The sequence below is a fragment of the Variovorax paradoxus genome (assembly GCF_029919115.1).
Classification (GTDB): Bacteria; Pseudomonadota; Gammaproteobacteria; order Burkholderiales; family Burkholderiaceae_C; genus Variovorax; species Variovorax paradoxus_O.
On record NZ_CP123990.1, the window covers coordinates 5,447,353 to 5,465,521 of the forward strand.

At 67.1% G+C, this 18,169-nt stretch carries 16 protein-coding genes and 1 pseudogene; all 17 read left to right on the plus strand.

Annotated elements, in window-relative coordinates; genetic code table 11:
* The first annotated feature begins 1 nt into the window (after position 1).
* Positions 2–718 carry a 4'-phosphopantetheinyl transferase family protein gene (locus QHG62_RS26010; RefSeq protein ID WP_281148471.1) on the plus strand — a complete coding sequence of 239 codons (717 nt, stop codon included), beginning with the start codon at positions 2–4 and terminating at the stop codon, positions 716–718.
* Positions 715–1,536: an alpha/beta fold hydrolase gene (locus QHG62_RS26015; RefSeq protein WP_281148472.1), complete on the plus strand. Its 822-nt coding sequence runs from the start codon at positions 715–717 to the stop codon at positions 1,534–1,536. Before QHG62_RS26010 ends, QHG62_RS26015 begins: the two co-directional genes overlap by 4 nt.
* Positions 1,529–2,455: a hypothetical protein gene (locus QHG62_RS26020; protein WP_281148473.1), complete on the plus strand. Its 927-nt coding sequence runs from the start codon at positions 1,529–1,531 to the stop codon at positions 2,453–2,455. The genes QHG62_RS26015 and QHG62_RS26020 overlap by 8 nt, the downstream gene beginning before the upstream one ends.
* 47 nt (positions 2,456–2,502) lie before the next feature.
* Entirely contained in the window at positions 2,503–3,693 is a 1,191-nt protein-coding gene (locus QHG62_RS26025; RefSeq protein WP_281148474.1) for a polysaccharide biosynthesis/export family protein, read from the plus strand.
* A 40-nt stretch (positions 3,694–3,733) separates the two neighbouring features.
* On the plus strand, positions 3,734–6,049 hold the full coding sequence (locus QHG62_RS26030) for a polysaccharide biosynthesis tyrosine autokinase (protein ID WP_281148475.1): 2,316 nt from the start codon (positions 3,734–3,736) through the stop codon (positions 6,047–6,049).
* Positions 6,050–6,102: 53 nt separating this feature from the next.
* Entirely contained in the window at positions 6,103–6,708 is a 606-nt protein-coding gene (locus QHG62_RS26035; protein WP_281148476.1) for a sugar transferase, read from the plus strand.
* A 58-nt stretch (positions 6,709–6,766) separates the two neighbouring features.
* Positions 6,767–7,811: pseudogene (locus QHG62_RS26040) on the plus strand (GDP-L-fucose synthase family protein).
* A gap of 39 nt (positions 7,812–7,850) precedes the next feature.
* The gene (locus QHG62_RS26045; RefSeq protein WP_281148477.1) at positions 7,851–9,182 is read left to right on the plus strand and encodes a hypothetical protein; all 1,332 of its coding nucleotides are present in this window, start codon (positions 7,851–7,853) and stop codon (positions 9,180–9,182) included.
* Between the two features lie 9 nt (positions 9,183–9,191).
* The gene (locus tag QHG62_RS26050) at positions 9,192–10,289 is read left to right on the plus strand and encodes a glycosyltransferase (RefSeq protein WP_281148478.1); all 1,098 of its coding nucleotides are present in this window, start codon (positions 9,192–9,194) and stop codon (positions 10,287–10,289) included.
* Positions 10,286–11,236 (plus strand): hypothetical protein, encoded by a 951-nt coding sequence (locus QHG62_RS26055; protein WP_281148479.1) that lies wholly within the window; start codon positions 10,286–10,288, stop codon positions 11,234–11,236. The genes QHG62_RS26050 and QHG62_RS26055 overlap by 4 nt, the downstream gene beginning before the upstream one ends.
* Positions 11,237–11,284: 48 nt before the next feature.
* Positions 11,285–12,217, plus strand: a complete 933-nt coding sequence (locus QHG62_RS26060) for a hypothetical protein (RefSeq protein ID WP_281148480.1) — start codon at positions 11,285–11,287, stop codon at positions 12,215–12,217.
* 26 nt (positions 12,218–12,243) lie between these two features.
* A complete protein-coding gene (locus QHG62_RS26065) occupies positions 12,244–13,509 on the plus strand; it encodes an oligosaccharide flippase family protein (protein WP_281148481.1) in 1,266 nt (421 codons plus the stop codon).
* Positions 13,506–14,789 (plus strand): glycosyltransferase WbuB, encoded by a 1,284-nt coding sequence (locus QHG62_RS26070; RefSeq protein WP_281148482.1) that lies wholly within the window; start codon positions 13,506–13,508, stop codon positions 14,787–14,789. The genes QHG62_RS26065 and QHG62_RS26070 overlap by 4 nt, the downstream gene beginning before the upstream one ends.
* A 54-nt stretch (positions 14,790–14,843) precedes the next feature.
* A complete protein-coding gene (locus QHG62_RS26075; RefSeq protein ID WP_281148483.1) occupies positions 14,844–15,635 on the plus strand; it encodes a LuxR C-terminal-related transcriptional regulator in 792 nt (263 codons plus the stop codon).
* 15 nt (positions 15,636–15,650) lie between these two features.
* The gene (locus QHG62_RS26080; protein WP_281148484.1) at positions 15,651–17,159 is read left to right on the plus strand and encodes a mannose-1-phosphate guanylyltransferase/mannose-6-phosphate isomerase; all 1,509 of its coding nucleotides are present in this window, start codon (positions 15,651–15,653) and stop codon (positions 17,157–17,159) included.
* Positions 17,160–17,219: 60 nt separating this feature from the next.
* Entirely contained in the window at positions 17,220–17,504 is a 285-nt protein-coding gene (locus tag QHG62_RS26085) for a hypothetical protein (RefSeq protein WP_281148485.1), read from the plus strand.
* Positions 17,505–17,540: 36 nt separating this feature from the next.
* Positions 17,541–18,137: a hypothetical protein gene (locus QHG62_RS26090; RefSeq protein WP_281148486.1), complete on the plus strand. Its 597-nt coding sequence runs from the start codon at positions 17,541–17,543 to the stop codon at positions 18,135–18,137.
* Positions 18,138–18,169 lie beyond the last annotated feature (32 nt).

An 18,169-nucleotide genomic window follows, 5' to 3' on the forward strand; every position in this document is an offset into this window, starting at 1 on the left:
CATGGGACACGCGGCCTTCAACCTTTCTTCCGTCGACGCGCCGGTTTGCCGGTATCTCGACCTGGACGACTGCGCCGGTCCCGGGGCGGCACTGATCCTGTCGAAGGATGAACGCACGCGCGCCGGGCAGTTTCGCTTCGCTGTCGATCGGCAGCGCTTCGTGGCTGCGCATGCAGCACTGCGCTACGCATTGGCCGAGCAGACCGGCCAGCGCGCCGACGCGCTGCGCTTTACCCATAGCGCGTTCGGCAAGCCTTCGCTGCTGGGCTGGCCGCGGGTTCATTTCTCGCTGAGCCACAGCCAGGGGCTGGGCCTGATTGCCATCGGCGAGCGCGGCCCGCTGGGCGTGGACGTGGAACAGCTGCGCGCCGTGCCCGATGCACTGGCGCTTGCCGCAACGCATTTCACGCGGCTGGAGAACGAAGCACTGCGCGCCCTGCCCGCCCACGAGCGCGACCAGGCCTTTCTCACCTGCTGGACCCGCAAGGAGGCCTGCCTCAAGGCGATCGGCCTGGGACTGATCGTGCCGCCGGACCGCTTCGAAGTGGGCTTGGCGGCGGACTGCCGCAGCGTCGAGGTGCCCGTGGCCGGCCGGATCTTGTGGCTTGTGCTGCAGTCCGCGCCTTCGCGCATCGACAGCGTGGGATCGATCGCCGAGTGGCGGCAGACCCACACCCGCGTCAGCGCGCCGCGCGGCGCAACGGAGAGCTTTGCATGACGACTCCCTATCCATTCCTGTTCGGGCCCGCATCGCGTCAGATCTTCGGGCTGTTTCACGCTGCCGAAGACGCGCAGCCCGGAAACACCGCAGTGCTCATCTGTCCGCCTTTCGGGCAGGAAGGCATGCGCACGCACCGCTTCTTCAAGGTGCTGTCCGAGCGCCTGGCGCGTGCGGGCATTGCGACCTTGCGTTTCGACTTCTATGGCACCGGCGATTCACCGGGCGACGAGGACGACGGCGAGCTCGAGGGCTGGCGGCGCGACCTGTGCACGGCACATGAAGAACTGCGCCGGCGGGCACCGGCAAGCCGCATCGTGTGGGTGGGCGCGCGGCTCGGCGCCACCCTTGCCGTGCTGGCCGCACGCAACGGGCGCTGCGATCCGGCGCGCCTGGTGTTGTGGGAGCCGGTGATCGACGGACGCCGCTATGCGCGCCTGCTGCGTGAAGAGCATGTGGCGGCCATCGACACGACCTTCTGCATTCCAGACCTGGCCTGGCGCCGGAGCCTTTCGCGCGAGCCCGGCGCCATGCCCGAGGAAGCGCTGGGCACATCGCTTTCGCCAACGCTGCGCACGCAGCTGGCCGCGCTCACGCCCGAATCGCTCCCGCTCACGGCCCTGCACGAGACGCTGGTGCTCACAGGCCCCGACGACGAGCAGACGGCGCAGTGGGCGGCCGAGCAGCAGTCGCGCTACATGCCGGTGCGCCTTGCCTACTTTCAGCACCGGCTCGACTGGACCTCCGACCCTTACCCCAACAGCGCCATGGTTCCGGCCGATGCGCTCCACCGCCTGCAGGGTGCCCTTCATGAATGACATGACCCAAACCCCGGTCCGGTTCGGCCCCGGAAACGCGCTGGTCGGCACCGTCACCAACCCCGCACACCAGGTGCCGGCTACCGCCGCATGCCTGATGTTCAACATGGGCGCCAACCACCGCGTGGGGCCGCGCCGCATCAACGTCAAGCTGGCGCATGTGCTGGCCGAGCGGGGGGTGAGCAGCCTGCGCTTCGACCTTGGCGGCGTGGGCGACAGCGACGCGTCCGACTTCTCGAGCGACCTGCACACCCGCGCTCTGCACGACCTGCAGGCGGGCATGGACCTGCTCGAAAAGACGCAGGGCATCCGGCAGTTCGTGATCGTGGCCATGTGCTCGGGCGTGGAACACGCCATGTCGGTGGCCGAGGCAGACCCGCGCGTGGTGGCCGTTTCGCTCTTCGACGGATTCGCTTTTCCGGAACGGCGCTCCCGCTGGGAGCGCACGGTGCGGCGTGCCATTGCGGCGCCCGCGCACCCGGCGTTCGCGGGCAAGGCCAAGCGCTGGCTCCAGCGGCATTTTCTGCGCAGCCATTCGACAAAGGCGCTGCCAGGCTTCTTCACCGAGAGAAAGCCGGCAGAAGTGAACGCCGTGTGGTTCGGCGCGGCCATGAAGCGCCTGGTCGAACGCAAGGTGGCGGTGCAGCTGCTGTATTCGGGCTCGCTGCACGTTTCCGACCGCGACCGCGACCAGCTCGGCCCGTTCCGCCGCGAGCCGTTCGCGCAAGCCCTCCAGTACGAGTTCATGCGCGAGCTCGACCACACCTTCTGTACCGCAAAAGGGCAGCAGCTGTTTCTGCAGTCGGTCGGCGACTGGGTGGTCGCATGCGCCTTCGGTGCGGGCGCGGAGCGCCGTACCACCAGCCCCGCCCCGCTCGCCGCAGAGCTCCCCCTGCGCGGCGCCTACGTGCCGCAGTGACCCGGTTTCAGGACTTCCAGGATCCCCCACGAGCAAAGGACCATCCCATGGCACACCCCGACTCAGCCAGTTCCCCGCGCAGTGCAACCGTTGCGTGCGCGTCCGTCCAAGCCTCTGCCAGCGCGCGCATCCGACGCCGCATGGGCACGGTGGCCGCGCTCGTGCTGCCGCTGTGCCTGGGCGGCTGCGGGATTCCAGGCTTCAGCAACCCTGACAGCGGCGGCTGGAGCGCGTCTCGCGCAGAGGGCGAACCCAAGATCGTCCCGATCACGCCCGAGCTGATCCGCACACGCGCCGCCCAAGAGCCGCAAGGCGTTCCGGCCGACGTGCGGCAGCTCTTCGGGAAGGCCCCCGCCTACACCATCGCACCGGGCGACGTGATCGGCATCGTGGTGTACCGGCACCCGGAACTCATGCCCAACGCGGGCGCGGTCATCTCGCAGCAGTCGGACCCGACAGGCGTGAGCGTGGCCCCCGGCTTCATCGTCGACGGCGCGGGCGAGATCACGTTTCCGTACATCGGGCGCACAAAGATCGAGGGCATGACGGAGAGCGCCGCCTCCGACTTCATCACGCGGAAGATTTCTCCCTTCGTGAAAGACCCGCTGGTGAGCGTGCGGATCCAGTCGTTCCGCAGCCGCCGCGTGTACGTCGAAGGCGAGGTTCGCACCCCGGGCCTGCAGATCTTCACCGACGTGCCGATGACGCTTGCGGAGGCGATCAACCGCGCCGGCAGCGTTACCACCGCCGCCGACCGCTCGCGCGTGACCCTCACGCGCGGCGAACGCACCATGACCATCGACCTGCCGCTGCTGCAGCGCTACGGCTTCGATGCAAGCCGCATCCCGCTGCAGAACGGCGACATCGTGAACGTGGGCACCCGCGAGGACAGCCGCGTGTACGTGATGGGCGAGATCCGCAACCCGTCGGCCCTCCTGATGCGCAACGGCCGCCTGAGCCTGAACGAGGCCCTGGGCGACGCGGGAGGCCCCGACCTGCTGACCTCTTCGCCGGGCCAGATCTACGTGGTGCGCAACTCGCGCGGCGACGTGCCCGAGGTGTACCACCTGGACGCGAAGAACCCCGTGGCACTGGCCCTTGCCGATCGCTTCGAGCTGCGGCCGCGCGACGTGGTCTACATCGATCCCGTGCCGCTGGTGCGTTGGAACCGGGTCATCAGCCTGATTCTTCCCGCCGCGCAAGTCGTGAACCTCGGCGGCACGGCCAGCCGCCGCTGAACCCTCCCTCCCCGTCCAGGCAACCCAAAAAGGTGATCTCATGAACGCGCACTGGCAACCCGTGGTTACCGCCCCGTCCGACGCGGCACCGGCCTCCGAGCAGCCTCCTTCAAGGCTGCGGGAGCACATCGACCTGTTGATCGACAACCGATGGAAGATCGCGAAGATCACCGCCGTGGCGCTGCTGATCGGCGGGGCCTATGCGATGTTCGGCCCCCGCGTGTACGAGGCCAACGTGCTCATCCAGGTCGAAGACCCCGAGCGCTCCGGCGGCACGCTGGTGGGCGACTCCGCGAGCAGCGCGCTGAACGCCAAGACGCCCACGGCGGGCGAGGCCGAGATCCTGAAGTCGCGCCTCGTGCTCGGGCAGGCCATCGAGAACACCAAGCTCTACATCGAGGCCGAGCCGCTCTATGTGCCCATCGTGGGCCACTGGCTGGCGCGCCGCGCGAAGACGCTTTCGGAACCCGGCTTTGCCGGCCTGTCGGGCTACGTGAGCGGCACCGAGCAGATCGTGGTTGCGCAGATGGATGTGCCCACCGACCTGGAGGGCACGCGCTTCCAGCTGACCGCGGGCGAGAACGGCGCCTACACGCTGACCCACCCCAAGCTGGATACGCCGCTTGAAGGCACCGTGGGCACGCCGCTCGACGCCGAAACCCCGCTCGGCCCGGTGCACCTGCTGGTGGGCTCGGTCGTGGGACGGCCGGGCGCTGCCTTCTCGCTCGTGCGGCAATCGAAGCAGCTCACCCTGCTCGAGCTGCAGAAAGACCTGCGAGTGATCGAGAAAGGCAAGCAGTCGTCCGTGATGGACGTGAGCTGGCAAACCGACAACCGAACGCAGCTGGCCAACCTGCTCAATGAAGTCGCGCGGCTTTATGTGCGCGTGAACATCGACCAGAAGACCGCGCAGGCGCAGCGCGCGCTCAACTTCCTGGGCAGCGAGCTGCCCAAGCTCAAGCAGCAGCTCGAAGATTCCGAAGAGGCCTACAACCAGTACCGCAACCGCAACGGAACGATCAGCCTCGACGACGAGGCCCGCAACGCGCTGTCGCAGAACATCGACCTGCAGACAAAGCTCTTCGACGCAACCCAGAAGCGGCTCGAGCTCACCGAGCGCTTCACCGCCAGGGACCCGAGCGTGATGACCATCGACGCGCAGATCGCTTCCTTGAAGAAGGCGCTCGGCGGCGTGGACCAGCGCATCCGCCGCATGCCGATGATGCAGCAGGACTCGCTGCGCATGCAGAGGGACATCAAGGTCAACACCGACCTGTACGTTTCGCTGCTCAACAGCTCGCTGCAGATGCGGCTCGCGAAGGAAGGCCGCATCGGCAACGTGCGCGTGCTCGACCAGGCACTGACGCCTGAAAAGCAGATCAGGCCCAAGGCCTCGATCACCCTGGCGCTTGCGCTGCTGGCGGGCCTGTTCCTGGGTGCGGCGTCGACCTTCATGCGCAGGTCGTGGCGCAACACCATTGCCGGCCCGGCCGAGATCGAAACCCACACCGGCCTGGACGTGTACAGCACCGTCACGCTGAGCGACCGGCAGCGCCACCTCGACCGCGCCGTTCTGCAGGGCAAGCCGGGCGTGCACCTGCTGGCGGCAGCCCATCCGGACGACCCGTCTCTGGAAGGCCTCCGGCGGCTGCGCACCGCGCTCAAGTTTGCGATGCCGCGCGCGCTGAACAACCGCATCATGATTTCGAGCGCCACGCCCGGCGCGGGCAAGACCTTCGTGTCTTCCAACCTGGCGGCCGTGCTTGCCTCGAGCGGCCGGTGCGTGCTGCTGATCGACGCCGACTTGCGCCGCAGCAGCGTGGCGCCCCGCTTCGGGCTGAAGCGCACCGGCGGGCTCTCCGAGCTGATCCAGGGCGCGGTCGAGCTCGACGGTGCCATCCACAAGGGCGTGCTGCCGCATCTCGACGTCATGACGACCGGCGCCTTGCCGGCCGACCCGACGGGGCTTCTCACGAGCGACGCGTTCGCCCGCTTGCTCGAAAAGGTCTCGACGCGCTACGACGTGGTGATTGTCGACACGCCGCCCACGCTGCTCGCCTCCGAGACGGCCGAGATGGCGACCTGCATGGGCACCCTTCTCATGGTTGCGCGCGCCGGCGACAACGAGGTCGGCGACCTTACCGAAAGCATGAAGCAGCTGCGGCACGCCGGTGCGCGCTTCCAGGGCGTGGTGCTCAATGCGGTGGACCCGCGCCGCCGCTACTACGGCAGCCTTGCCTACCGCTATGGCGCCTACCGCCTGCGCGCACACGACTACCCGGCCGCACCGCCTGAACTGCCCCGCCCCGCAACGCCGGTGGCAGCCTCAGCCGCGGCGGAGGGAGCGACAGCGTGAACACATTGCCATCGAATGCTCCCGTCCACTGGGCGGGCAATTCGCGATTGCTGATGGCCACCAAACGTGGCGCAGACATCGCGATGGCGAGCTGCTTCTTCCTGTTTTTGGGGTGGGTATATGCGCTCGTCTGGCTTGGCGTGCTGCTGACCTCCGGCAGCCCTGCGATCTACAAGCAGCCGCGCTACGGCCGCGACGGGCGCGTGTTCAGCTTCTACAAGTTCCGCTCGATGGTGTCCGACGCCGACGCCGTGCTGGCGCGCCACCTGCGCGAGAACGAAGAAGCGCGCCAGCAATGGGCCAAGTACCAGAAGCTGGACAAGGACCCGCGCATCACGCCCTTCGGCGCGTTCCTGCGCAAGTACAGCCTGGACGAACTGCCGCAGTTCTGGAACGTGCTCAAGGGCGACATGAGCATGGTCGGCCCACGCCCTTGCATGTTTTCGCAGAAAGACCTGTACGGACCTTACTGGGGCCACTACTGCTCGGTGAGGCCCGGCATCACCGGCCTGTGGCAGGTGAGCGGGCGCAGCGAGGTGAGCTACCGGCGCCGGGCCGCCATGGACGCGGACTACGTCGCCACGCTGTCCCTGCGCCAGGACATCGCCATCTTGCTGAAGACCTTCCTGGTGGTCGCAGGCGCAAAGGGTTCCGGCTAGAGCCCGGGCGCGCCTTCCTTCCGCTATTTCAACCCTCAACCTTCAACCGAAAGAACATATGCGTATATACGTTGCTGGTCATCGCGGCATGGTGGGCCAGTCGCTCATGAAGCGGCTGCGCGGCCTCGGGCACGAGGTCGTCACGCGCGGCCGGGAGGAGCTGGACCTTCTCGACCAGGAGGCAGTCCGCCGGTTCTTCGCCTCGGAGCACATCGACCAGGTGTATCTCGCGGCGGCAAGGGTCGGCGGCATCCACGCCAACATGACTTACCCGGCGGAGTTCATCTACCAGAACCTCCTGATCGCCGCCAATGTCACGCACCAGGCGTTCCTTGCGAACGTCAGGCGTCTCCTGTTCCTCGGCTCGAGCTGCATCTACCCGCGGCTTGCCGAGCAGCCCATCCACGAAGATGCGCTGCTCAGCGGCAAGCTCGAGCCGACGAACGAACCCTATGCAATCGCCAAGATTGCAGGCATCAAGCTGTGTGAAAGCTAAGCTCGAGCCGACGAACGAACCCTATGCAATCGCCAAGATTGCAGGCATCAAGCTGTGTGAAAGCTACAACCGGCAGTACGGCGCCTCCCACGGCATCGACTACCGCAGCGTGATGCCCACCAACCTGTATGGGCCCGGCGACAACTACCACGCGCAGAACAGCCATGTGGTGCCGGCCCTCATCAGGCGCTTTCACCTTGCCAAGACCGAGAACGCCCCCGAAGTGGTGATCTGGGGCACCGGCTGCGCGCGGCGCGAGTTCCTCTACGTCGACGACATGGCCGACGGCTGCATTGCGGTCATGGACATGACGCGCGACAGCTACGAGCAGCACACCACGCCCATGTGCGCGCACATCAATCTCGGCACGGGCATAGACCTGTCGATCGGCGAGCTGGCGGCATTGATCGGCGACGTCGTCGGCTACCGCGGCCGGATCCGCTTCGACACCTCGCAGCCCGACGGCGCCCCCAGAAAGCTGCTCGACGTGTCGTGCGCGGCCGCCATCGGGTGGCACGCCACGGTGCCGCTCGAAGACGGCCTGCGCCGCACCTACGCGGCCTACCAGGAGGCGATCCGCCCGGTTCAAGAGATCGCCCACGCCTGAGCCGAACACTCCACACCGCCAACCTCACAAGGCCCTGTCATGAGAACACTCTGCTTCTGGTTCGGCATTGCGGCTGCGTTCGCATGCGCCCAGGTGGATCCGGCGTGGGGCTACGCGGCGGTGGGCGTGCTCGCGCTGGTGCAGCTGGCAATGCTCGGCGCCGCGGGAAAGAGCATCTTCCTGCTGATTCACTACACGGCCGTGCTCACCTACTTCTCGGTGGCGCCGGCCATGCAGATCGCGGCCGACGTCTCGTTCTGGGACACGGGCGTGATCGGCGGCGAGGCGCACAAGCAAGCCATCACGCTGCTGCTGCTCTACATGGCCGGTGTGGAGGCGGCGCGGTTCGGCATGCATGAGGCGATGCCGCCCGCTTTTGCGCGTGGGCGCGGAGTGCCCGAAACGCAGATTGCAGGCGTCGCGCACCCCGTGCTGCTGCTGTTGAGCGGCACGGTCGCGGCGTTCGCGTCGCTGTTCATCCGCCCCGACCTGAACTTCATTGCGCGTGGCTTGCCGGACGAGGGGGCGCAAAACCTGCCGGTCGATTTCATCGTCTATTCGACGCTGCCGAAGCTCATTGTGCTGATGTGCTTCGTGGCGCTGGCAATCCACGCCTACCGCCGCCGGACGATCTGGTCGTGGTGCGCGGCGGGGTTTGCGCTGGTGCTGGCCGGCATTGCGGCCTACCCGGTCAACACGCCGCGGCAGATCCTGCTGATCGGCCTGCTGCCGCTCTTCATCTACGCGCTCGGCGTGAAGCGCCGCTGGCTGCTGTCGATGCTGATCTTCGGCGCCATTGCGGGCCTCGGTCCGGTGCTCAACCTGGTGTCGCGCGGGAGCTTCTGGGGCGAGACGCTCACCACCTTTCCGTACAGCCAGGACTTCGACGCCATGTACATCGTGGCCGGGTTGCTGGAGCGTGCGCCGGAACCCGATCTCGGCCTGGGCCGCTACCTGCTCTCGGCCTTCTCCTTCATGCTGCCGCGCGATTTGAAGATGTTTCCGGAGTTCGATCCGCTCGGATGGCCGGCCGTGCTGGGCAACTTCTCGCAAAGCAATCTCTCGCTGCCGCCTTTCACCACGGCGTACTTCGACTTCGGCCTGGCGGGCCCGGTCCTGCTTGGCCTCGCGGTCTCGGCCCTGTTTCGCGTGCTCGACAAGGTGGCCCAGCCGCATGCGGCGCTTTCCAGCACCTACCTCTGCACGCTGGTGCTGCTGGCCGCATACGTGCCCTTCATGCGCGGGCCGATTCTCGGATGGGGCCCCTTCGCGGCCTCGGGGCTGATCGCGGCGGTTTTTGCCGGGCTGCTGAGTTCGCGCTTTCGCCAGCCGCGCACAAGGGCGGCTACGTACGCGCACGGCACGACGTGAGGTTTCACCATGTACAAATACCTCTTCTACGACACGATCAGCCTCAACACGGGAGCGGGCGGCGTGCTGAACGTGTCCGATCTTCTGCTGCGCCGGATGCGCATGTGCAAGGGCGACCACATCCAGCCGGTCAGCGAACAGCATCCGCGCATCTACGCCGCGGCGCAGCGCCTGAAGATCAGCCGCTTTCTGCTGGAGATACTGCTCTACAACTATCACCGGCTGCGGGCGCTCGCGTCCGGCGAGGCGGTGTTCTCGCTGTTCCCCAACTACTTCCTGCCCTTCACGCTTTTCGGGCGCCACCGCGATTCGATCGTGGTGGTCCATGACCTGCAGTACAAGGCCTACCCGCAGTATTTCAGCCGCACCAAGCGCATGTGGCTCGACTGGTGCCTGCGGCGCGTGGCGCGCAGCGCGGCCGACGTGGTGTTCATCAGCAGAAGCAGCCAGCAAGACTTCGAGCGCTACTTCGGCCGCTGCGAGCGCCCGACCGTCATCTTCAATCCGGTGGACGCCACGCGTTCCCCCGCGCCTCCGGGCCCGGTCAAGCCGGCGCGCTCGGCAGCCATCGGCGAGCGCTATCTCATTGCCTCTTACCACTACTACCCGCACAAGAACTTCGACGGCACGCTGAAGCTGTTCGAACGCATGAAGCGCGAGGGCCTGGTCGACTGGCTTGACGTGACCGGCAACGGTGCGGCCGACGTGAAAAGGATGGTGGCCCGCATGGACCCAGCCATCCGCAGCTGCGTGCGCCACCGGGGGCTGGTGTCGCGCAAGGAGCTGACGCAGCTGTATTGCGGCGCGGCGGCGTTCATCTCGCTGTCTGCCTTCGAGGGCTTCAACCTCTCGGCCGCCGAGGCGGCCACGCTGGGCGTGCCGCTTCTACTCTCGGACATTCCGGTGCACCGCGAGCTGTTCGGCGATTACGCCTTCTTCGTCGGCAACGAGTCTTGCGATCTTGCAGGGCTGTCGCGCTACCTGGCCGAGCACCGGTCCAAGCAGCCGGCGTGGCCGCTTGCCGAGGCCTGTGCACCGGGCACCGTGGCCAGGCGCTACCTCACGCTGAAACATGAAGCCGTTTCGCTCGCGGGGGCCATGCAATGACACGGCTTGCAGCCGCCCTTCGGGGGCTTCTCCCGGCATGGCTGCTGTGCGCGGCCTGCGGGGCATCGGCTGCAGGGGCTGCGCCCGAGGCGTCGGGCTTCGGCGTGATGGTGCATTACCTGCCCGACAAGCAATCGATTGCCGATGTGGCGCGCTTCGATGCCGACGCGCTTGCCGCGTCCCTCGCCCGCATGCGGGCCACCTATCTCATCCTGACGCTCGGCCAGAACAACGGCCAGTTCATTGCGCCCAATGCCGCGCTCGAGCTGCTGTGCCCCGGCAGCCTGGAGAACCGGCCGCCGCGCGACCTGCCGATGGAAATCGGCCGCGCCCTGCAACGCCGCGGCATTGCACTGGTGCTGTACCTGCCCTTCCGCGCGCCGCAGGACGACGCCTACCTGATGGATTGCCTGGGCGACGTTTCGGAGCAGAAGCCGCCGCCCGCGCGCTTCATTGCCGGATGGACCGCGGTGATCCGCGAATGGTCGGAGCACTACGGGCCGCTTGCCAAGGGCTGGTGGTTCGACGGCGTCTACAACACCCAGGGCATGTCGCCGGACGACTGGAACGGCCTGTGCGCCGCCGCGCGCACAGGCGCCCCCAAGCGGTGGCTCGCCTTCAATGCCGGCGAGGGCCCGCAGCGCTTCGGCGCGAAGAGCGCGCCTTGCCAGAACCTCATGGCCGGCGAACTCCTGCAGCCGCCGGCACCTTCGGCCGCCTTGGCGGCGCCGGGTGCGGGCCTGACCTTTCATGTGCTCACCCCGCTCGGTGCCTCTTGGGCCCAGACCACGCCGCCGCGCTTCACGGCCGCGCAGGTGCGCGACTGGATTGCCGACGCAAAAGCCCGGGGCGGGCTGTTCACGCTCGATCTCCCGCTGGATGCGGACTTCCGCTTTCTGCCCTCCCACGTCGCGCTTGTGCGCAGCGCCACCGCGCCGCGCCCCTGACCGCCCGATTGCCACGCACCCATTACCCACGCCACTCGTCCACAACCCATGACCAACGCTCTCGCATTCATCGTGGTGGAAGACCGCCAGAACAAGACCCTGCTGCTTTGCCGCGAGTCCGCGGCCCGGGCCGAAGAGCACCTCGTCGTGCTGGCCGGCACCGACGCCGGCCGCGACTACGAACGCCTGTGCAGCCACTATGTGCACCTGTCGAGCAACCCGGCGGAGTTCGAGAAGATCTGCTTCCGGCGCTACTTCCTGCTGGCCGAACATCTCAAGGCGCATCCGGAGTGCCGCGAGTTCGTGCTGATCGACAGCGACGTGCTGCTGTTCCGGGGCGTCGGCGCGCACATCCGCCGCGTGGCCGGCAAGGCGGATTTTTCAGGCTCTTACGTGCGCCCGCGCGATGGCTGGGACCCGTGCCAGATATCTCCGCACGTGAGCTACTGGACCGCAATGGGCCTGCAGCGCTTCATCGCCTTTGTGCTGAACACCTACGCCACGCCCGCGGGCCGCAGAAAGCTGCGCGCCATTGCAGCGCGTTTCGCGGCCAAGGGCGTGCGCGGCGGCGTGTCGGACATGACCCTGCTCCACCTCTGGGCCCAGGCAAGCGGCAATGCAGACCCGATCAACCGCGTGTTCGGCGGGCGGGTGATCGACCACAACATCAACGGTGGGCACAACCTGCTGGTGAACGAATTCCAGGAGCGTGGCGGCGCCAAGCGCATCGTGTATGTGGACGGGCAGCCCAGCCTGGTAACGCCGGCCGGCGAGTTGGTGAGCGTGATGGCGCTGCACTTCCAGGGCGGCGCAAAGACGGCCATGGCGCATGTGCTGCATGGCCGCGTGCGCACCGCCGCCGCACTCACGTTTGCGCTGCGGGCCGCACGCCGGGCCAAGAACTGGGCCTTCGGCCGCGGCCTGCTCGCGCAGCGGGCCATGGGCGCGGGCCGCTTTGCGGGCGCATCCGCCCCGAAATGAAACCCCGCACGCATCAGGCACACGCCATGAACCCCCTCGACCGCTCCTTCACCCTGCCCGGCCTTCGCGCCGTGCAGATCCGCGGGCTGGGTGCGCTGGCTTCGCGGCTCTATGCGTACCTGTCGGGCTTCCTGGCCGTGTTCCTGATGGCGGCGTATGTCTCGCCCGCGGAGTTCGGCGAATACTCGATCTACCAGTCGGTGCTGGAGGCGGCGCTGGTCGTTGGCACGCTGGGGAGCCCGCTCCTGTTCTCGCGCGAAGCGGCCAGCGTGCCGCCGGGCGTGCGCCGGGGCGACGTGCTGCGCACGCTGGCCATCGGCATTCCGCTGGCTGCGCTGCTGGCCGCCCTCATCCTGAAGATCCAGCACCTGCCCGTGGCCGGCCCGCCCTTTGCGCTGATCGTGGCCACGCTGGCGGTCTTCTCTTTCATCAGCCTGCGTCTTTCGTACAGCCGTGGACTGGGCTACGCCGGGCTGCTCAACCTGGAGACGGGTGTTCGCTCGACCATTCTGGTGCTGGGCATTGCAGCCCTTGCAGTGGTGGGCTTCGACCTGGACGCGTGGCACCTGCTGCTCATCAACCTGATGGCCTTCTTGCTCGTGGGTGCCGCCAGCATGCGCACAGGCTGGGCAGCGGGCCCGCCCGCCGGCCGGCCTGCGCTGCGCCTCCAGTCGCAGGGCGCAGCCACGGTGTATTCGCTGCTGATGTTCCTGCTTCGCAAGTCCGACCTGCTGGTGGTCGCCTTCTTCATGCCGCTCGGATACGTGGGTGCGTTCAAGGTCGCCTTCTTGCTGGCGGAGGCACCGTCGCAGTTCGTGCAGGCGTTTCTCTACACAAAGACGCGCGCCATGCTGGGCGCCGAGGCCGGCAAGCTCGATGCGTCGACGCTGCAGCTGGCAAAGCAATCGTTCCTTCTGGGCTGCGTGCTCTTTGCCTGCCTTGGCGCGCTGATCACGGCGGCCGCGCCTGTGCTGAAGGTCGGGCATGAGGCGCTGGAGATCTTTCTTTGCATTGCGCCGTATTTCCTGCTGCGCACCTACACGATCCACCACGAGATGCTGCTCGCGCTCAAGAGCCCGGTGCCCGCGCTGGGCGGCTGGGCGCTGCTCGAGGTGGTGCTGCGCCTCGTGTCCTACGGCGTGGTGGTCGCGGTTTTTCCGGGCAAGCCGCACTACGTTTTCTTCATCGCCTTCGTCTCCGACTTTCTTCTCTATGAAGTTCGGATGCGCGCGCTGTTCGGCTTCTATCCGATCGTGCGGCTGGTCCGCGGCTCCTTGGAAAGGGCATCGTGAAAATTCTTCTCTATTCGATGAACTTCACGCCCGAGCTGGTCGGCATCGGCAAATACTCGGGCGAGATGGCGCAGTGGCTGCATGCACAGGGCCATGACGTGCGCGTGATTGCATCGCCGCCCTTCTTTCCGCATTGGGCGCCGTTCGAAGGGTATTCGGCCTGGGCCTACCGCAAGACCGACTGGAACGGCATCACGGTGTGGCGCGCGCCCACCTGGGTGCCCGCACGGCCGCGGGCACTGGCGCGCATTGCGCACCTCTTCTCGTTCATGGCGTCGAGCATGCCCCTGCTCTTTGCGCAGATCCGCTGGAAGCCGGACCTGGTCTTTGTCGTGGAGCCGCCGCTCTTCTGCGCGCCTTCCGTGCTCTTCTTCTCGCGGATGCTCGGCATCAAGTCGTGGCTTCACATCCAGGACTATGAAGTGGACGCCGCCTTTGGCATGGGCCTGGTGCGCGGCGCGCGCGCGCGGCGCTTTGCGTTCGCGCTTGAGCGCTGGCTGCTCGGCCAGTTCAGCCGGGTGTCGACCATATCGGCCGCCATGCTCGACAAAGCCAGGGACAAGGGCATCGACGAGAGCCGGCTCGTGCTGCTGCCCAACTGGGTGGATGCGCGTGCGATCTTTCCGCAGCCCGCCACCGCATCGGGAACGGGTGAGCCCGCCAACGGATACCGCAGCATGCTCGGCATTCCGGCGGACGACGTGGTGGTGCTCTATGCGGGCAGCCTGGGTGCCAAGCAGGGCATCGAGCTGCTGGCCGATGCGGCGCAACGCCTGGTTGCGGCCGCGCACATCCACTTCGTCTTTTGCGGCAACGGCCCGAGCCGCGAGCCGCTGATGGCCGCCTGCGCAAGCCTGCCCCGAGTGCACTTCATGGACCTGCAACCCGCCGAAAGGCTCAACGAGTTGCTCGGCATGGCAGACATCCACGTGCTGCCGCAGCGCGCCGATGCCGCCGACCTGGTGATGCCTTCGAAGCTGGCCGGCATGCTCGCAAGCGGCAAGGCGGTGATTGTGACGGCCCATGCGGGCACCGAACTGAGCAACGTGGTCTCCGGCCGCGGCATGGTGGTTGCCCCCGGCGATGCCGATGCCCTGGCCGATGCCATTGCGCAGCTGGCGGTGTCGCGCCCCCGGCGCGAGGCCATGGGCGCTGCGGCGCGTTCGTTCGCCGAAACGGAGCTGGACCGCAACGCCATCCTGCAGCGCCTGGAGCGCGAGCTGCTGCGCTGCGTGGCCGAGCCGCTCGCGGTGCCCGCGCCCACCGGATCCAGCCCATGACTTTTTCAAGAACGTGAAACCTCGTCCAACCCTGAAAACTCATTAGGAATCTTCATGTCCGACACCGCGCCTCACTCTTCCGACTCCCCTGATTCCGCTCGGGCGTCCGAGCGCCGCACGGTTTATCCGTCCGGCGTCTGTCCTCCGGCCGAACCGCTTTGGCCGCATTTCCTGACCGGGCAGGAAGATGCCCCGGTTCGCGTGCTGCTCGTCGACGACGACGAGTTCATGCGCCGCGTGATCGCGCAGGAGTTGCTGTCGGACATGCGAATACAGCTGGAGGCCCAAGCCGGCAGCGTGCGCGACGGACGCCGCCTGCTGACGACTCACGAATTCGACGTGCTGATGGTCGACCTGCGGCTAGGCGACGGCTCGGGGTTCGAGCTCATTCGCGAGGCACGCAAGCTGCATCGCTATTGCGAAATCATCGTGATCTCGGCCATGGAAGACGACGCCCACGTGATGCACGCCTTCGAGCTTGGCGCCACGGGCTACCTGCTCAAGCATGCCTGGCTGCAGAGCTTTGCGCAGGCGGTGCTGCAGGTGGTGAACGGCGGCGCGGCCATTACGCCCAAGCTGGCGCGCAGGCTGCTGACGCGCATGAACCAGCACACCGCCGAGCCGCCCCCGATAGAAGCGCCGCAGCAGCGCGAGGTCACACTGACGACCCGCGAGCGCGAGGTGCTTCGCTGCGTGGCGCGCGGCTGCGTGTCGAAGGAGATCAGCATGAGGCTTGGTATCTCGGGGCAGACGGTCAACGCCCACATCAAGAACATCTACAAGAAGCTGCAGGTGCATTCGCGTGCGCAGGCGGTCAGCTTTGCCACCAACACGGGGCAGCTCTGAGCAAAGGACATGGCCATGAACACCCCCACCATCCACCCCGTCGTGCTTTGCGGAGGCAGCGGCACGCGCTTGTGGCCGCTCTCGCGCAAGACGCTTCCCAAGCAGTTTGCGCCGCTCATCGGCGAGAAGAGCCTGCTGCAGATGACGCTGGAGCGCCTGTGCAGCCTGAACAGCAACATCACCTGCATTGCATCGGAAGACCACCGCTTCCTGGTGCGCGAGGCTGTCGAGAAAGCCGGCGCGACCGGACGGCAGATCCTCGAGCCGATGGCGCGCAACACCGCGGCAGCCATGGCCGCGGCGGCACTGCTCGCCGGCAAGGACGACCTGCTTCTGTTCGCCCCCTCCGACCACCACATTCCCGACACGCCGCTTTTCGCCGAGACGATACGGCGCGGCGTCGACGCGGCGTTGGCCGGGCACATCGTGACCTTCGGTGTGATGCCCTCTTTCGCGAGCACCGCTTATGGCTACATCGAAGCCGGCGCAGTGTCGGCCGACGGCTGCAGCCGGGCCGTGGTGCGCTTCGTCGAAAAGCCGACCGCGGCGGTGGCCGAATCGCTGATCCTGCACGGCGGCTACAGCTGGAACGCGGGCATCTTCCTGGTGCAGGCGAGTACGTTGATCTCCGCCTTGAACGCGCATGCGCCCGACATCCTTCTGGCCTGCCAGCGCGCGACCGCCGGTATTTCCAGCGAAGGCAGCTTCGACCGCCTGGACCCGGAGGCCTTCCAGGCTTGCCGCAGCGACAGCATCGACTATGCGGTGCTCGAAAAGCAGCAGAACATTGCCGTGGTGAAGTTCGAAGGCGCCTGGAGCGATGTGGGAAGCTGGAACGCCGTGGCCACACTGCATCCGGAAGACGGCACCGGCAACCGCCTGAGCGGCCAGGCCAGGACGCTGCGTGCGCGCAATACCTTCATTCATGCGCCGCACCGGCCGGTGGTGGCCCTGGGCACGGAAGACCTGATCATCGTGGACACGCCCGACGCTGTGCTGGTGGCGAAGGCGGATTGCGCCGAGCAGGTCGGCGAGGTGGTGCGCATGCTCGCGCAGCAAGGCCAGGCCGAGGCGACCGAACACCGGCGCGTGGTGCGGCCCTGGGGCGCCTATGACAGGCTCGACTTCGGCGACCGCTTCCAGGTGAAGCGCCTCACGGTGAATCCGGGCGCCAAGCTGTCGCTGCAAATGCACCACCACCGCGCCGAGCATTGGATTGTGGTGCGCGGCACGGCCAGGGCCACATGCGACGGCCAGGTCAGCCTGGTGCGGGAGAACGAATCCATCTACCTGCCCTCGGGCGCGATCCACCGGCTCGAGAATCCGGGCAAGACCATGCTCGAAGTGATCGAGGTGCAGACCGGCAGCTACCTGGGCGAGGACGACATCGTGCGCTTCGACGACACCTACGGCCGCTGCGCCTCCATCAGAGCGCAGCCCGAAACCGCGGCGTCGATGCCGCCCGAGGCGATGGCTGCAAGCGGCGGCGTGAGCGCGGGCACACAGTTGGCGGCACACCCCTGACACGCGCGGCAACAGCGCCACCGGAGGACGGGGCTGTTGCCATCACGTAGCATCCGGCCCATGAGCTACACAGTGAACCTGATCGACTTCCCCGATGCACCGGCCGAAGTCATTTCCGCGGCGGAGTCGCGCTTTCGGCGCGAACTCGACAAGCTGCTGGGCGACGGCGTGACGCAGGCGCTGAAGGCCTTCGAAAACGCCAGCGAATCGAGTGCCGACGAGTTGACGAAAGACGAGATCGCGCTGGCCGCAAACTGGGCCAAGGCCTACGAAGCCGCCAAGACCGCGGGCTTTCGCGCGCTGGGCGAGGCCGACGAAGCGTATTTCGAAGTCCGGCCGGACTGACGGCCGAGGCAGCCACCCGTTTCAGGCAGGCCTTTCATGACGAAGCGCTGGCCTGCCTTGATCTTGATGGCCGCAGCCCTGCTCGCGGGCTGCACCGCGCCGCCCGCGAAACCTCCCGCCGCCTCGGCTCCGGCCGCCAGTGCGGTGCAATGGCAGTACGTGCGCTCGACCTCGTACGAGGCCGGGCAGCCCGGCCTGGGCGTCAGCCACCGGTACCAAAGCAACGTGGGCTGGGTCGACGTCTACGTGTACGGCATGAAGCGCAGCGACTGGGCCGCCGGCGTCGCCGATCCGGAATTCGACGAGCACTTCAAGGCCGCCGTGGAAGAGGTCCGGCTTGCGGGCGCGAGAGGCGTCTATGCCAAGGTGGAGGTCGGCCCGGTGCGCGATGAATTGATCGACGGACAGGCCTTCCGGCGCGTGAGCTTTCGCGTGCTGCACGCCCAGAGCCGGAAGACCTATGACTCGTTCACCTATCTCACGGGGCGCAATGGCCGGCTGCTGAAATACCGCATGTCCTTCATCACCCCGGCGCCGGCCAACGTGGAGGCCCTTGCCCGCGAATTCATCGAGCGCAACCTGCGCAGCGGACCCGACATGCCGAGGGCCTCGCACCCGCTTCTCAGCATTTGAGACAGCGCAAATATACTGTACGTTCATACAGT

Excerpts from the sequence above, each read along its gene's own strand:
- QHG62_RS26010 (WP_281148471.1), top strand. The coding sequence starts at position 2 with ATGGGACACGCGGCCTTCAACCTTTCTTCCGTCGACGCGCCGGTTTGC.
- QHG62_RS26015 (WP_281148472.1), top strand. The coding sequence starts at position 715 with ATGACGACTCCCTATCCATTCCTGTTCGGGCCCGCATCGCGTCAGATC.
- QHG62_RS26020 (WP_281148473.1), top strand. The coding sequence starts at position 1,529 with ATGAATGACATGACCCAAACCCCGGTCCGGTTCGGCCCCGGAAACGCG.
- QHG62_RS26025 (WP_281148474.1), top strand. The coding sequence starts at position 2,503 with ATGGCACACCCCGACTCAGCCAGTTCCCCGCGCAGTGCAACCGTTGCG.
- QHG62_RS26030 (WP_281148475.1), top strand. The coding sequence starts at position 3,734 with ATGAACGCGCACTGGCAACCCGTGGTTACCGCCCCGTCCGACGCGGCA.
- QHG62_RS26035 (WP_281148476.1), top strand. The coding sequence starts at position 6,103 with ATGGCCACCAAACGTGGCGCAGACATCGCGATGGCGAGCTGCTTCTTC.
- QHG62_RS26045 (WP_281148477.1), top strand. The coding sequence starts at position 7,851 with ATGAGAACACTCTGCTTCTGGTTCGGCATTGCGGCTGCGTTCGCATGC.
- QHG62_RS26050 (WP_281148478.1), top strand. The coding sequence starts at position 9,192 with ATGTACAAATACCTCTTCTACGACACGATCAGCCTCAACACGGGAGCG.
- QHG62_RS26055 (WP_281148479.1), top strand. The coding sequence starts at position 10,286 with ATGACACGGCTTGCAGCCGCCCTTCGGGGGCTTCTCCCGGCATGGCTG.
- QHG62_RS26060 (WP_281148480.1), top strand. The coding sequence starts at position 11,285 with ATGACCAACGCTCTCGCATTCATCGTGGTGGAAGACCGCCAGAACAAG.
- QHG62_RS26065 (WP_281148481.1), top strand. The coding sequence starts at position 12,244 with ATGAACCCCCTCGACCGCTCCTTCACCCTGCCCGGCCTTCGCGCCGTG.
- QHG62_RS26075 (WP_281148483.1), top strand. The coding sequence starts at position 14,844 with ATGTCCGACACCGCGCCTCACTCTTCCGACTCCCCTGATTCCGCTCGG.
- QHG62_RS26080 (WP_281148484.1), top strand. The coding sequence starts at position 15,651 with ATGAACACCCCCACCATCCACCCCGTCGTGCTTTGCGGAGGCAGCGGC.
- QHG62_RS26085 (WP_281148485.1), top strand. The coding sequence starts at position 17,220 with ATGAGCTACACAGTGAACCTGATCGACTTCCCCGATGCACCGGCCGAA.
- QHG62_RS26090 (WP_281148486.1), top strand. The coding sequence starts at position 17,541 with ATGACGAAGCGCTGGCCTGCCTTGATCTTGATGGCCGCAGCCCTGCTC.